This window comes from Hephaestia mangrovi, from assembly GCF_019880555.1.
Classification (GTDB): domain Bacteria; phylum Pseudomonadota; class Alphaproteobacteria; order Sphingomonadales; family Sphingomonadaceae; genus Sphingomonas; species Sphingomonas mangrovi.
On the sequence record NZ_JAINVU010000001.1, the window covers coordinates 829,182 to 841,841 of the forward strand.

14 protein-coding genes are annotated in these 12,660 nt (G+C 66.5%); 6 read left to right on the forward strand and 8 right to left on the reverse strand.

Features of this window, described 5'->3' with window-relative positions; all coding sequences use genetic code 11:
* The first annotated feature begins 144 nt into the window (after window positions 1-144).
* Genes K7G81_RS03950 through K7G81_RS03960 form a run of 3 tightly spaced genes read left to right on the forward strand, consistent with a single transcriptional unit; the run spans window position 145 to window position 1,465 of the window.
* Window positions 145-663, forward strand: a complete 519-nt coding sequence (locus tag K7G81_RS03950; protein ID WP_223029410.1) for a helix-turn-helix transcriptional regulator — start codon at window positions 145-147, stop codon at window positions 661-663.
* The gene (locus K7G81_RS03955) at window positions 660-1,067 is read left to right on the forward strand and encodes a VOC family protein (protein WP_223029411.1); all 408 of its coding nucleotides are present in this window, start codon (window positions 660-662) and stop codon (window positions 1,065-1,067) included. The genes K7G81_RS03950 and K7G81_RS03955 overlap by 4 nt, the downstream gene beginning before the upstream one ends.
* Window positions 1,064-1,465: a DUF1801 domain-containing protein gene (locus K7G81_RS03960; protein WP_223029412.1), complete on the forward strand. Its 402-nt coding sequence runs from the start codon at window positions 1,064-1,066 to the stop codon at window positions 1,463-1,465. Before K7G81_RS03955 ends, K7G81_RS03960 begins: the two co-directional genes overlap by 4 nt.
* A 28-nt stretch (window positions 1,466-1,493) precedes the next feature.
* On the opposite strand, the gene K7G81_RS03965 is transcribed toward K7G81_RS03960, so the two are convergent.
* The 7 genes from K7G81_RS03965 to K7G81_RS03995 all read right to left on the reverse strand — a co-directional run bounded on the left by K7G81_RS03965 (window position 1,494) and on the right by K7G81_RS03995 (window position 8,237).
* Window positions 1,494-2,735 (reverse strand): DUF2254 domain-containing protein, encoded by a 1,242-nt coding sequence (locus K7G81_RS03965; protein WP_255586529.1) that lies wholly within the window; start codon window positions 2,733-2,735, stop codon window positions 1,494-1,496.
* 43 nt (window positions 2,736-2,778) lie between these two features.
* A complete protein-coding gene (gene nadA, locus K7G81_RS03970; RefSeq protein ID WP_223029413.1) occupies window positions 2,779-3,789 on the reverse strand; it encodes a quinolinate synthase NadA in 1,011 nt (336 codons plus the stop codon).
* Window positions 3,790-3,838: 49 nt separating this feature from the next.
* Entirely contained in the window at window positions 3,839-4,558 is a 720-nt protein-coding gene (locus K7G81_RS03975) for a hypothetical protein (protein WP_223029414.1), read from the reverse strand.
* A gap of 76 nt (window positions 4,559-4,634) precedes the next feature.
* Entirely contained in the window at window positions 4,635-5,348 is a 714-nt protein-coding gene (locus K7G81_RS03980) for a DUF4230 domain-containing protein (protein WP_223029415.1), read from the reverse strand.
* Complete coding sequence (locus K7G81_RS03985) at window positions 5,333-6,187, reverse strand: MBL fold metallo-hydrolase (RefSeq protein ID WP_223029416.1); 855 nt, start codon at window positions 6,185-6,187, stop codon at window positions 5,333-5,335. The genes K7G81_RS03980 and K7G81_RS03985 overlap by 16 nt, the downstream gene beginning before the upstream one ends.
* Before the next feature lie 113 nt (window positions 6,188-6,300).
* Complete coding sequence (locus tag K7G81_RS03990; RefSeq protein WP_223029417.1) at window positions 6,301-7,872, reverse strand: M56 family metallopeptidase; 1,572 nt, start codon at window positions 7,870-7,872, stop codon at window positions 6,301-6,303.
* A complete protein-coding gene (locus K7G81_RS03995) occupies window positions 7,869-8,237 on the reverse strand; it encodes a BlaI/MecI/CopY family transcriptional regulator (RefSeq protein WP_223029418.1) in 369 nt (122 codons plus the stop codon). Before K7G81_RS03995 ends, K7G81_RS03990 begins: the two co-directional genes overlap by 4 nt.
* Before the next feature lie 428 nt (window positions 8,238-8,665).
* On the opposite strand from K7G81_RS03995, the gene recA reads away from it, so the two are divergent.
* The 3 genes from recA (at window position 8,666) to K7G81_RS04010 (ending at window position 11,405) form a co-directional block, all read left to right on the forward strand.
* The gene (gene recA / locus K7G81_RS04000; protein WP_223029419.1) at window positions 8,666-9,739 is read left to right on the forward strand and encodes a recombinase RecA; all 1,074 of its coding nucleotides are present in this window, start codon (window positions 8,666-8,668) and stop codon (window positions 9,737-9,739) included.
* Window positions 9,740-9,934: 195 nt separating this feature from the next.
* Window positions 9,935-10,759, forward strand: a complete 825-nt coding sequence (locus K7G81_RS04005; RefSeq protein ID WP_223029420.1) for a class I SAM-dependent methyltransferase — start codon at window positions 9,935-9,937, stop codon at window positions 10,757-10,759.
* Window positions 10,760-10,769: 10 nt separating this feature from the next.
* Window positions 10,770-11,405, forward strand: a complete 636-nt coding sequence (locus K7G81_RS04010) for a glutathione S-transferase family protein (RefSeq protein ID WP_223029421.1) — start codon at window positions 10,770-10,772, stop codon at window positions 11,403-11,405.
* On the opposite strand, the gene K7G81_RS04015 is transcribed toward K7G81_RS04010, so the two are convergent.
* Window positions 11,396-12,655, reverse strand: coding sequence for a dicarboxylate/amino acid:cation symporter (locus tag K7G81_RS04015; RefSeq protein WP_223029422.1), 1,260 nt, complete (start codon window positions 12,653-12,655; stop codon window positions 11,396-11,398). The genes K7G81_RS04010 and K7G81_RS04015 overlap by 10 nt on opposite strands.
* Between the last annotated feature and the right edge of the window lie 5 nt (window positions 12,656-12,660).

Sequence of the window (12,660 nt, forward strand, 5' to 3'; positions counted from 1 at the left end):
AGGGGCTATCGTATAAGGATCGTCACCCTTAGCTTGTTTCAGGGCCCATGGTGCCTTGCGTGACGCGACATTTGCGCCATGAATATTGAACACGTTCGGCATGACGATGCTTTGAGGCGAGCTCAAGATTGAGGTGACCAGCGCATGACGACCGGACAATCCGCGCCGGCAACGCCGATCCCGACCGGGCAGGACCCGCGTCTGCTGCGCCGCCTGTTGCGGGCGAAGGATCGGATCGATGCCGCCTCGCACGAGGATTGGCCGGTGAGCCGGCTGGCGGCGGTATCGGGCGTTTCCGTGACCCATTTCGCGCATGCGTTTCGCCAGGCCTTCGGCTTGCCGCCGCACCGCTATCTGCTCACCCGGCGGATCGAGCGGGCCAAGGCGCTGCTGCGCGATACCGATCGGCCGGTTACCGAGATCGCCTTCGACACCGGCTGGAACAGCCTCGGCACCTTCGGGCGCACCTTTCGCGATGTGACGGACGAGAGCCCCAGCGCGTTCCGCACCCGCGAGCGTAGCCTGACGCAGGGGTTCGATCGCGTGCCGGCCTGCTATCTGAACGCGGCAAACCGGCCCGATCTCAACATCGCAGTTTCGGAGAAGCGGCGGCAGGATCGCGACAATAAGGTGCCCGGGTCTCAAGCGATGGAGCCCTTATGAGCGAAGCGATTCAAGTGGTTGGCCTTTATGTCCGCGATCAGGACGAGGCCTATGAATTCTACGTCGGCAAACTCGGATTCAAGGTCCACACCGATCAACGCAACGGCGATTATCGCTGGCTGACGGTGCAGCATCCCGAGCAGCCGGGCTTCCAGCTCGGCCTGTTCCGGCCGCAGCCGCCGGTGCATGACGCGGTGACCGCGCAAACGCTCAACGAGCTGGTGGCGAAGGGCGCGATGCCGCCGCTGGTGATGGCGGTCGACGATTGCCGCGCGACTTATGACCGCCTGCGCGACAAGGGCGTTGAGTTCACGCAGGAGCCGGTCGCGCGCTACGGCAATGTTGACGCCAATTTCCGCGATCCGTCGGGCAATGGCTGGAAGATCGTCCAGGAGGGCGCATGAGCGATCAGGAAAGCGCATCGGCGCGGATCGATGCCAAGCTGGCCGCGCTCGGCGACTGGCGCGGCGCCGCGCTGGCGCGAATGCGCGCCTTGATCCGCGAAGCCGATCCCGAGGTGGTGGAGACGGTGAAATGGGTCAAGCCGTCAAACCCCTCGGGCGTGCCGATCTGGGAACATGCCGGGATCATCTGCACCGGCGAGGTCTACAAGGCTTATGTGAAGCTCACCTTCATGCAGGGCGCGGCGCTGGACGACCCGGGCGGCGTGTTCAACGCCGGCTTCGGCGGTGGCACGCGCCGGGCGATCGACATCCGCGAAGGCGATGCCGTCGATCCGGATGCGTTCAAGACGCTGGTCCGCGAAGCGGTGGCGCTCAACGTCGGGAAGAAGCGGCGGTAGAGCCGTTGCGATCGCTGCAGGTTCGCGGCTAATCGGCGGTCCAATAGCGGTGATACACGCGCTCGAGCGCAGTGCGGTCGGCGGCGCTCGACAGGGCCTCCTGCGCGCGGGCATGGGCGTCGGCCGCCTCGCGCCGGCATTCGGGCCGGGCGGCCGGCGTGATCGCGGCAACTGCGGCGAGCGACTTCTGTAGCCCGATCGCGACCTCGATCATCGCCGCGCCGTCGCGCGCGATCGGGCGATAGAGGTCGGTGAGCAATTCGGCAAAAGTGACCGGGGGAAGGGTGACGCCGTCGGGCAAGGCGTCGTCATCGGCGTCATGCTCGATGATTGCGGAGAGGACGCGGGTGCCCGATTCGAGCACGCGGATCGCGGTGCCCGGATCGTTGACCGCGGGCGACAGCGCGCGCGAGGCGATTTCGGAGAGGACGACGAGGCCGAAGCGCGGATCCTGATCGAACGCGCGGCCGTGCGCCAGCGTGAAGGCGTTGCGGAAACGGCGTTGCTGCGCATCGTCGAGGCTCGTCGCCGTCCAGCCCACCGGGCGGGCGGGATCGACCCGCGAGCCCGGTAGCGCGAGCACGTTCACCGCGACGCCGATGTCTTCGGCCAGCTCGCCCAGCGCGGTGACATCGATATGCGTCACGCGGCCGATCTTCTCATGATGCACCATTGTCGCGCCGTCGGGCATCGACGGCGACGCGCGGGTGCCGAACAGCGGCGGCTGCGCCATCGTGCCGGTCGCCCCGGTCGCCGCTTTCTCGACCCGGTCGATCGTATCGGAGACGCGGCCGAAGCGCGCGATATGCTCGATCCAGCGCAGGAAAGTGACGACGATCACCACGATCACCACGATCGTGCCGATATAGAGGATCACACGGCCGGTATCGCCGTAGGCGCCGGTCGACAGCGCGATGATGCCGACGATCGCGAACAGGAAGCTGCCGAGGAAAGTCGCCAGCGCGTTTTGCGCGGTGGTGTCGTCGATCAGCAATTGCACTGCGCGCGGCGTGATGTTGCTGGTCGCGGCGGAATAGGCCGAAACCATCGCAGTGAGCGAGAACGTCGTCACCGCAAGCATGCTCGACGCGAGCACGTTTAGGATATGATCGACCGACTTGGCGCCGATCCTGGCGGCGAACTGATAGGAGATGGCATGGCCGATCAGCGCGCCGGCCAGCGCGAGGACGACCGCGAACAGGCAGAACAGCGCGGCGCGAAACCACATGCGCCGTGCGAGCAGCCGCACCACCCATTGCCAGCGGCTCATCGCGCCGGCTCGCTAACGCCGCCCGTCGCTATCGTCGCGATCGTCAATCGCCCGTCACCTTGAGCGGGCCGACATCACCCATGCCGACGGTGCCGCTGGCCATCGCCAGCATCGCGTCGAGGCTTTTCTTGGCCTTGAGGCGCAGGTCTTCCTCGATCTCGATGCGCGGCTCGAGATCGCGCAGCGCGACGTAGAGCTTTTCCATCGTGTTGAGCGCCATGTACGGGCAGATGTTGCAGTTGCAATTGCCGTCGGCGCCGGGCGCGCCGATGAAGGTCTTGCCCGGCATCGCCTTTTCCATCTGATGGATGATGTGCGGCTCGGTGGCGACGATCAGCGTGTCGCCCGCCATCTCGTTGGCATAGGCCAGGATGCCGCTGGTCGAGCCGACATAATCGGCATGGTCGAGGATCACCGCCGGGCATTCGGGGTGCGCGGCGATCGGCGCGCCGGGATGCTCGGCCTTGAGTTTCAGCAACTCGGTTTCGCTGAACGCCTCGTGGACGATGCACACGCCCGGCCACAGGATCAGGTCGCGCCCGGTCTTGCGCGCAAGATAGCCGCCAAGGTTGCGGTCAGGCCCGAAGATCACCGGCTGGCTGGCGGGAATCTGGGCGAGAATCTTCTCGGCCGACGATGAGGTGACGATCACGTCGCTGAGCGCCTTCACCGCGGCGGAACAGTTGATATAGGTCAGCGCGATCGCGTTCGGATGCTGCGCGCGGAATGCCGCGAACTGTTCGGGCGGGCACGAATCCTCAAGGCTGCAGCCGGCGTCCATGTCGGGCAGCACCACGGTCTTTTCGGGCGACAGGATCTTGGCCGTCTCGGCCATGAAGCGCACGCCGCAAAACGCGATCACCTCGGCATCCGTGGCCTGCGCCTTGCGCGAGAGATCGAGGCTGTCGCCAACGAAATCGGCAAGATCCTGCAACTCGGGCTTTTGATAATAATGCGCCAGGATCACGGCGTTGCGCTCCTTGCGCAAGCGATCGATCTCGGCCCGAAGGTCGAGGCCTGCCAGGTTGCCGCCAATGCCGTTCCGCGCGTCCATGATCGTGCTCCCGTTGTTGGGGCTGACATGGCCTTGCGGAGGCGCGCGATCAAGCCGTCAGATAATGCGTCAGTGCTAGCAAGGGTGGCGAAAAGGCTATCGGGCGGGTCAGCGCGACGCCCAGCAGGATCGCGCCGAAGCCCCAATAATAAGCCGGGTGGATCCTGCCGCGAGTGCGCAGATCGTAGATCAGCGCCGCTGCGGTAAACGGCAACAGCGCCGCCCATATCACCCATAGCAGCCAATCGCCGAGCAGCGGCAGCGGCAGCAGGCGTCCGATGCCTGGCACCATCACCTGGACCGCGCCGCACAACATCAGGCGGCGATGCCAGTCGCTGTTGCCGCGCAACTTGACTGCCGCCCAGGTCAGGCCGGCGAAAACGGCGACGATGATCCAATCCATCGTCAGGAAGATATTCGGCGTCGTGAATGGTGGCAGCCGGTGGTTGAGGGCCGAGAGCGTGTTGACGCTGGCGCCGACCAGCACCACCCAGCCGACATAAACGGCGGCGATCCGCCCGAGCCGCTGGTGATCGATCACGTCGCCGCGCCAAACGAGCCAGTTTTGCGTCACATAGATGCCCAGCCAACCCATGAAGGTGAGGCCATGGACATGCACCCACCACGGCGAATGGAACGTCGAGCGGCCCATCGCAAGCTGAAAAGCGAAGCCGCTGACCGCGGTCGCCGCGATGATCAAAGCCATGACGAAAAAGAACAACCGATCGCGAACGACCGGATGCAGGCGCGACGGTGCTGCTGTGGCCATGACGCATCCCCCAGGGAAAAGACTGTCCGATGCGCCCGTTTTGCGATCGGATTTCTATCCGATTGCGGGGTGAGGCTCAACTGGTCGAATTGGCTAGCACCTCGGGGATCGGCCTGGTGACGTCCCATTGCCGATGGTCGACGCGATCGGGCGGGAAGGTGACGATGATGCGCGCGTTGCCGAAACCGGCGGCGGCGAGCGGCTTGGCCATCAGCTCGGCGATTGCGCGGCGGGCGTGCTCGCGCGCCTGCGCCATCCGCTCGGGCGACCTGGCCTCGCGTGCCGCCACCGCCTCGGCATGAAGCGAGGTGCGCCGGCTGAGCGCCTCGCCCGCCGCGCGCGTGACGAATAGGCCCGAGGTCTTGACCAGCGTGCGGCGCCCTTCGTCGGTATTGGGTTCGGCGACCGTCACCTCTGGCGCATCGACGACCAGCGTGCGCGCATCGGCATCCCAGGTCAGATCCTTCGCGCCGACTTTTGACAGATCGACATAATAGCCGACCGAATAGGGCATCTTGATCACCTGGTCGGAGCGCAGCCAGCCGAACCCGCGGATGTCCGACGCGGTCGCCTGGACGATGCCCGAAAGCTGCGCGACTTCCAGCCGGCCCATGCCGGTCAGCTTCGCGCTCACGATCTGGCTGACGCCCGGCCCGCCGCCCTCCGACGGCGTCTCGACATAGCGCTCGGTAACGCGGCCATAGACGAACACGCCCGCCGCGACGACGATCGCCGCTGCCGCCAGCGCGATCAGCCAGCGCACCGGATCGCGGCTCAGGCGGCGGTCCATGCGTCCGCCTCCTGTCGCGCCTGCCCGCGGCGTTCAAGATCGATGAGATGCGCCAGCACCGATCGCTCGGCGGCGCCCTTCAACCGCGGATCGAGCCCGGCATACATCTGCTCCACCATCGCCGGCAGATCGCCGACGCCGCGATCGAGCAGCCGCAGGATCTGCCCCTCGCGCTGCTTGCGGTGGCCGATCAGGCCGCGTACGAAGCGGCGCGGATTGTCGATCCGCTCGCCGTGCGCGGGATAATAGACGCGGTCCTCGCGCAGCATCAGCTTGGCGAGGCTGGCGAGATAATCGGCCATGTCGCCGTCGGGCGGCGAGATCACCGTGGTCGACCAGCCCATCACATGATCGCCAGTGAACAGCGCCTGCGTCTCCTCCAGCGCGAAGGCGAGGTGGTTCGAGGTGTGGCCGGGCGTGGCGATCGCGGTCAGCGTCCAGCCGGCGCCGGCGATCTGATCGCCATCGGCGAGGATGCGATCGGGCGCATAGTCGCGATCGAACGCGGCATCGGCACGCGGGCCGAGATCGTCGAGCGCCAGCGGCGCGCAGCCGATCACCGCTGCGCCGGTCGCAGCCCGGAGCGGCCGGCTCGCCGGGCTGTGGTCGCGGTGCGTGTGGGTAATGAGGATCGCGCGCACCGGGCGGCCGGCGATCGCGGCGATAAGCGCGGCGAGATGCGCGGGATCGTCCGGCCCGGGATCGATCACCGCCAGATCCTCGGTGCCGACGATGTGGGTCTGCGTGCCGCTGAAGGTGTAGGGCGACGGATTGGGGGCCAGCACCCGGGCGACGAGCGGTTCGAGCTGGATCGGCTGGCCGGTCGGAAAGTCGCTCATTCCGGCGAGATGGCGGCTGGCGCGAGAATTGGCAAGGTTGCTCCGCCGAACGCAAAGGGCCGGCCCCGCGCATCGCGTCGCGGTGGCCGGCCCGGCTCCCCTCCCTGGCGCGTTCAGTCGTCCCCGCCGGCGTGGGCGAGGTCGTCCTGCATTTCCTTCATAGATTCGTCGATCGAGCGCAGTGCTTGGTCACGCTCCTCGGCGCCGAGGCGCTGGTCGCTCATCACCTTCGATCGCGCGGTCTGCAGCCCGGCCAGCGCCGAGCGATAGGCGTTGCGCTCGATCTCGGCCGAATTGACCGCCATCCCGCTGGCCTTGGCGGCGACCATCGCGATGCGATCGTTGCAGATGATGATGCGGTTCCTGCCGCCGGACTGATCGTGGATCACCATTTGCTTGGCGTCGGCGCGCCCGCAATTCGCCGAGCTGACCTCGGGCATATCGGCCATCGCGGCATCGACCTGGGCCTGGATCATCTTGCTGTCGACGATCGGCGCTACGGGCGGGGCGGGGGGCACCGGCCGCGCCATCGCGGGCATCGCCGCCGGCGCGGGCTCGGCAGCGGGCGCCGGTGGGGCAGGGGGCACGTCGGGATCGACGGTGGCGACCGGCGCGGTATCGTCCTGCGGCGCGGCATTTGCGATCGCGAGCGGCCTCGGCGATGCTGCCGGCGCGGCGAGCGCCATCGACACCGGGCGCGACAGATCGACGCCGATCGTCTTGCTCACCTTGACGCGCAGCCCCTCGGCGGCCTGCGTGCCTGATGCGGTGAGGCCGAGGCCGGTGACGATCAGCGTGCCGACGATCGCGGCGCCGCCGACCACGCGGGACTTCGATTTGCGGGCAGAGGACAGCATCTTCAGTCTCCCCTTCAGGGCGTGAATGGTGTGCAGGTGGCACGCCGCCGAAATCGCGCCGCCATGCGCGGACTTGACGATCGCGCGGCCGTAGGCGTGGCGGAAAGCGGCGTCGCGACCCTTGAGCACGCGGGCGTCGTTGGCCATCTCCTGATCGGCGCGAAAGGCGCGGAAGGCGTGCCAGGCGACCGGATTGAACCAGTGGATCGCGAGCACGACCAGCGCCGCCCAATTGGCGAGCAGGTCGCCGCGGGCGTGGTGGCCGAGCTCATGGGCGAGCGCGAGATCGCGTTCGTCCGCATCATAGCGGTCGGCGAAATCGCGCGGGAAGGCGACGTAGCGGCGCACCACCCCGAAAGCGAGCGGGCCGGCAGCGGCGTCGCTTTCGATCACCGCGACGCCGGGCGCGCTGGTGTTCGATGGCACGGCGCGGGCCAGCATCCGCCGGCAGAAACGCAGGTGCGCCACCCAATGCCACAGGAAGAACGCCGCCGCGCCCACGCCCCACAGGGCGGCAAGCACCAGACCTAGCGAGGGATGCTGGGCACCGGACGCGGCGGCGTCGCCGAGGCCGAGCGGCTTGACCACGAGCACTGTGATCGTGTCGCTCGCCCTGGCGATCGGGGTGAAACTTTCCGGAAGCGGTACGGCGCCGCTCTCGCGCCAGCTCGCCGGCAACGGCGGCAGCGCCATGCGCAGCACCGGCAGCAGCCACAACAGATAGGCGACGCCGGCGCCGAACGCGCGGCGCACCGGGCCGCGCAGCGCCAGCACCAGCAGCATCAGCAGCGTCGTCGCGACCAGCGTCTCGATTGCCCAGCCGATCATTGCTTGAGCTCCTTGAGCAGCGTTTCGATCTCGGCGATGTCGTCGGCCGACAGCTCGTCACGCTCGGCGAGATGGGCGACCAGCGGCGCGAGGCGGCCGCCGAACAGGCGATCGATCAGCCGGCGCGATTCGCCGACGACATAGCCTTCGCGGGCGATCAGCGGACGATAGCGATAGCGGCGGCCGTCTTCCTCGGCGCCGATCGCCTGTTTGGCCATCAGGCGGCCGAGCAGCGTCTTGACGGTGTTGGCGCTCCAGTCGCGCTCGGGCGCGATGCGCTCGGCGACTTCCTGCGCGGTGAGCGGGCTTTCGTCCCACAGCACCTCCATCACGGCATGTTCGGCTTCGCTGATCCGTTCGGCCATGCGACTCGGCTCCTCCCTATGACTACGATTGTGATCGCATCGATTACGAGCGTAGTCAATAGTGATCTAGTCGAGTGATGCACCGGGCCGCCGGCGGGCCCTTGGGGGCGTTGATCTCTACAAGGAGGCATCGCCGTGTCCCCTGATGACATGGAATCGAAATTCGCCCCAAAATCATCGTCACCCTGAACTCGTTTCAGGGTCCATGGCGCTTCATCGGCGTCAAATGCCTCGGCTGGCTTTGCTCCATGGATGCTGAAACAGGTTCAGCATGACGACGCCTATGGGCGCAGAAAATGCTTTGCAGCCCGCCATGTCCGGAAGACGCGCGCACTTAATGTTTCCCTCTTGTTCTATCGGAACAAATGCGATACACGCTGTCTCACGTTGAACGCATCCAGCGATTGTTCTAGCGACGGGAGCACCCCATGGCAGCGAACTTGAAGGTCATCGACACCAATATGGCGACAGCGAATTCGGACAGGCAGAAGGCGCTCGACGCCGCGTTGGCGCAGATCGATCGCGCGTTCGGTAAGGGCTCGGCGATGAAGCTGGGCCAGAAGGAGACAATGCAGGTCGAGGCGATCTCGACCGGCAGCCTCGGGCTCGATATCGCGCTCGGCGTCGGCGGCCTGCCGCGTGGCCGGGTGATCGAGGTTTATGGCCCGGAAAGCTCGGGCAAGACGACGCTGGCGCTGCACGTCATCGCCGAGGCCCAGAAAGCGGGTGGCACCGCGGCGTTCGTCGATGCCGAGCATGCGCTCGATCCGGTCTATGCCAGGAAGCTGGGCGTCGATATCGACGAACTGATCGTCTCGCAGCCTGATACCGGCGAGCAGGCGCTGGAAATCACCGACACGCTGGTGCGCTCGAACGCGATTGATGTGCTGGTGGTCGATTCGGTGGCCGCGTTGGTGCCGCGCGCGGAAATCGAAGGCGAGATGGGCGACAGCCATGTCGGCCTGCAGGCGCGCCTGATGTCGCAGTCGCTGCGCAAGCTCACCGGCTCGATCAGCCGCTCGCGGTGCATGGTGATCTTCATCAATCAGCTGCGCATGAAGATCGGCGTGATGTACGGCAATCCGGAAACGACCACCGGCGGCAACGCGCTCAAATTCTACGCTTCGGTCCGCCTCGACATCCGCCGCACCGGCCAGATCAAGGATCGCGACGACATCATCGGCAACTCGACCCGCGTGAAGGTCGTCAAGAACAAGGTCGCGCCGCCGTTCAAGCAGGTCGAATTCGACATCATGTACGGCGAGGGCATTTCGAAGATCGGCGAGATTCTCGATCTCGGCGTCAAGGCCGGCCTGGTCGAAAAGTCGGGCTCGTGGTTCAGCTACGACAGCGTCCGCATCGGCCAGGGCCGCGAGAACGCCAAGACCTATCTCAAGGAAAATCCGGAAATGGCCGAGCGGCTCGAAAAGGCCATCCGCCAGCATACCGACGGCATCGCCGAGGAGATGATGACCGGCCCCGATGCCGAGGATGACCTCTGAGCGACACGAACTCCCAAGGCGGCGCACTGGCGCTGCACGCATGGAAGGGCCTGCCGGCGACGGTGGGCCCTTCATTATTTGGCGAAGTGGAGAAAGCGCGCGACGTTCTCCACTTTCTCCACTTCGCTTCCGTTTCGCATCGCATTGCGCTCGATTCGCCGCGCACGCGAGATCATGGTTTGGCTGGAGACGATAATGACTGAGGCGCGAGACTGGACGGGGCGGGTCGGCGATGTCTGGGCTGCCGAGTGGCAGCGCACCGATCGCTCGTTCGGCGATCTCGCCGTTCGCCTCGATGCCGCGATCTCTGCCGCCGCGCCCGATGCCGGCCGCGCGCTCGACATCGGCTGCGGCGCCGGATCGACGAGCCTTGCTCTAGCCCGGGCGAGGCCCCAACTCGCGGTGACCGGGGCCGATCTCTCGCCGGCGCTGCTCGCGGTGGCGCGTCAGCGCGCGGCGAGTCTCGCCAATCTCGAATTCGTCGAAGGCGATGTCCTCGCCACAGCCGCGCGCCGGCGGCCGATCGACCTGATGGTGTCGCGCCACGGCGTGATGTTCTTCGCCGATCCTGTCGCTGCCTTTGCCGCGTTCCACGCCGCTGCGGCGCCCGGCGCGCGGCTGGTCTTCACCTGCTTCCGCAGCCCGGCCGAAAATGCCTGGACACAGGATGTCGCCGTCGCCGTCACCGGCTCGCCGCCGCAACCGCGCGGCACGGCGCCCGGCCCCTATGCCTTCGCCGATCGCGATCGCGTCGCGACCATTCTCGCCAGCGCCGGCTGGTCCGCTGCCGAGGCGCAAGCGGTCGATTATCTGCACCGCACCGGCGCGGGAGACGATCCGGTCGCCGACTCCTTGGCCTATTTCCAGCGCATCGGCTCGATGGCGCCGATCCTGCGCGAGATGCCGCCCGCCCAGCGGGCCGTCGCGCTCGATGCCATTGCCGCGGTTTGCGCGCGCTATCGCCACGGCGATGCCGTCGACTTCCCGGCGGCGGCGTGGTTATGGTCGGCGCGGGCCTGAGGAGGCAGATATGACGATCATCGTCCACCATCTCGAAAATTCGCGGTCGCAGCGCATCCTCTGGATGCTGGAGGAACTCGGCCTGCCGTACGAGGTGAAGCGCTACGAGCGTGATGCCAAGACAATGCTCGCGCCGCCCGAGCTCCGGCGCATCCACCCGCTCGGCAAGTCACCGGTGATCGTCGATACCGATGACGATGGCCGCGTCGTTGCCGAAACCGGCGCGATCATCGACTATCTGGTCGAGAAGGCGGATGGCCGGCTCGGCCCGCCCACCCATCGCGCCGGCGTGCTGCGCTATCGCCATTTCCTGCATTATGCCGAGGGCTCGCTGATGCCGCCCTTGCTGGTCAAGCTGGTGCTCGGACGCGTGCCGCTGTTCGGCAAGGCCGCGCAGAAGAAATTCCAGCCGATGATCGATGTCCATCTCGATTATGTCGAGGGCGAGCTGGCGGCGCGGCCGTGGTTCGCCGGCGAGGAGATGACCGCCGCCGACATCATGATGAGCTTCCCGCTCGAGGCCGCGCGGTCCCGCGCCGGCCTCGATGCGAGCCGCTCGCACACGCTCCGCTGGCTCGAGACGATCCACGCCCGCCCGGCCTATCAGGCCGCGCTCGTGGCGGGCGGGCCTTATGCCTATGCCTGAACCGGGTCGGGCTCGCCGATCGCGCCTTCCCATTTGGCGATCACGCTCGCCGCGACCGCATTGCCGATCACATTGGTCGCCGTCCGCCCCATGTCGAGGAAGTGATCGACCGCCAGGATCAGCAGCAGCCCGGCCTCAGGAATGTGGAACATTGAAAGCGATGCCGCGATCACCACCAGGCTGGCCCGCGGCACGCCGGCGATCCCCTTCGACGTGATCATCAGCACAAGCAACATCGTGATCTGCTCGCCGAGCGACAGGTGGATGCCATAGGCCTGGGCGATGAACATCGACGCGAAGGTCATGTACATCATCGATCCGTCGAGATTGAACGAATAGCCCAAGGGGAGGACGAAGCTGGCAATGCGGTTGGGCACCCCGAACTTCTCCAGCGCCTCGAGCGTCCGGGGATAGGCCGCTTCCGAGGACGCGGTCGAGAAGCCGACCAGCAAGGGTTCGCGAATGAAGCGCACCAGTGCCCGCGCGCTCGGGCCGATGAACAGGAAAGCGGCGCCGATCAGCACGCACCACAAGACGATAAGACCGACATAGACCGATCCCATGAAGTAAGCGAGATTGCCGATCACCCCCGGCCCGCGCTCGGCCAGCGCACTGGCGACGGCGGCGAACACCGCGATCGGCGCGAGGCGCATGACGTAATCGGTGATCCGCAGCATCACCTTCACCAGCGCGTCGATCGCGCGGACCAGCGGCGCCGCTTCCTCGCCCACCGCGGTGATCGCCACGCCGACGAACACCGAGAAGATCACGATCTGCAGGATCTCGTTGGTCGCCATCGCCTCGACCATCGACGCGGGCACGATATGGGTGAAGAAGTTATTGAGATTGAACGAGCTCTCATCGAGTCCGACCGAGGCGGTCGCCGCCGGCAGCGCGAGGTGCAGGCCGGTGCCCGGCTGCAGCAGGTGGACCAGGATCAGGCCGATGGTCAGCGAGGTCAGGCTGGCGCAGACGAACCAGGCCAGCGCGCGCGCACCGATTCGCCCCAGCGCCTTGCCGTCGCCCATATGGGCGATTCCCGCGACCAGGGTGGAGAAGACCAGGGGTGCGATGATCATCTTGATAAGACGCAGGAAGATCGTCGTCAGGATCGAGAAATAGCCAGCGATTTGCTTGAGTTGAGCAGCCGACGCCGCGGTGCCGTCATCGATGGCGAGGTTGATTCCCCAGCCGACGACAAGCCCGAGCACGAGCCCGATGGCGATGAACATGGTCAACCGTTTGGCCATTTACG

Coding starts and splice junctions, on each gene's coding strand:
- K7G81_RS03950 (WP_223029410.1), top strand. CDS start 145: ATGACGACCGGACAATCCGCGCCGGCAACGCCGATCCCGACCGGGCAG.
- K7G81_RS03955 (WP_223029411.1), top strand. CDS start 660: ATGAGCGAAGCGATTCAAGTGGTTGGCCTTTATGTCCGCGATCAGGAC.
- K7G81_RS03960 (WP_223029412.1), top strand. CDS start 1,064: ATGAGCGATCAGGAAAGCGCATCGGCGCGGATCGATGCCAAGCTGGCC.
- K7G81_RS03965 (WP_255586529.1), bottom strand. CDS start 2,735: ATGAGCCGCTGGCAATGGGTGGTGCGGCTGCTCGCACGGCGCATGTGG.
- nadA (WP_223029413.1), bottom strand. CDS start 3,789: ATGGACGCGCGGAACGGCATTGGCGGCAACCTGGCAGGCCTCGACCTT.
- K7G81_RS03975 (WP_223029414.1), bottom strand. CDS start 4,558: ATGGCCACAGCAGCACCGTCGCGCCTGCATCCGGTCGTTCGCGATCGG.
- K7G81_RS03980 (WP_223029415.1), bottom strand. CDS start 5,348: ATGGACCGCCGCCTGAGCCGCGATCCGGTGCGCTGGCTGATCGCGCTG.
- K7G81_RS03985 (WP_223029416.1), bottom strand. CDS start 6,187: ATGAGCGACTTTCCGACCGGCCAGCCGATCCAGCTCGAACCGCTCGTC.
- K7G81_RS03990 (WP_223029417.1), bottom strand. CDS start 7,872: ATGATCGGCTGGGCAATCGAGACGCTGGTCGCGACGACGCTGCTGATG.
- K7G81_RS03995 (WP_223029418.1), bottom strand. CDS start 8,237: ATGGCCGAACGGATCAGCGAAGCCGAACATGCCGTGATGGAGGTGCTG.
- recA (WP_223029419.1), top strand. CDS start 8,666: ATGGCAGCGAACTTGAAGGTCATCGACACCAATATGGCGACAGCGAAT.
- K7G81_RS04005 (WP_223029420.1), top strand. CDS start 9,935: ATGACTGAGGCGCGAGACTGGACGGGGCGGGTCGGCGATGTCTGGGCT.
- K7G81_RS04010 (WP_223029421.1), top strand. CDS start 10,770: ATGACGATCATCGTCCACCATCTCGAAAATTCGCGGTCGCAGCGCATC.
- K7G81_RS04015 (WP_223029422.1), bottom strand. CDS start 12,655: ATGGCCAAACGGTTGACCATGTTCATCGCCATCGGGCTCGTGCTCGGG.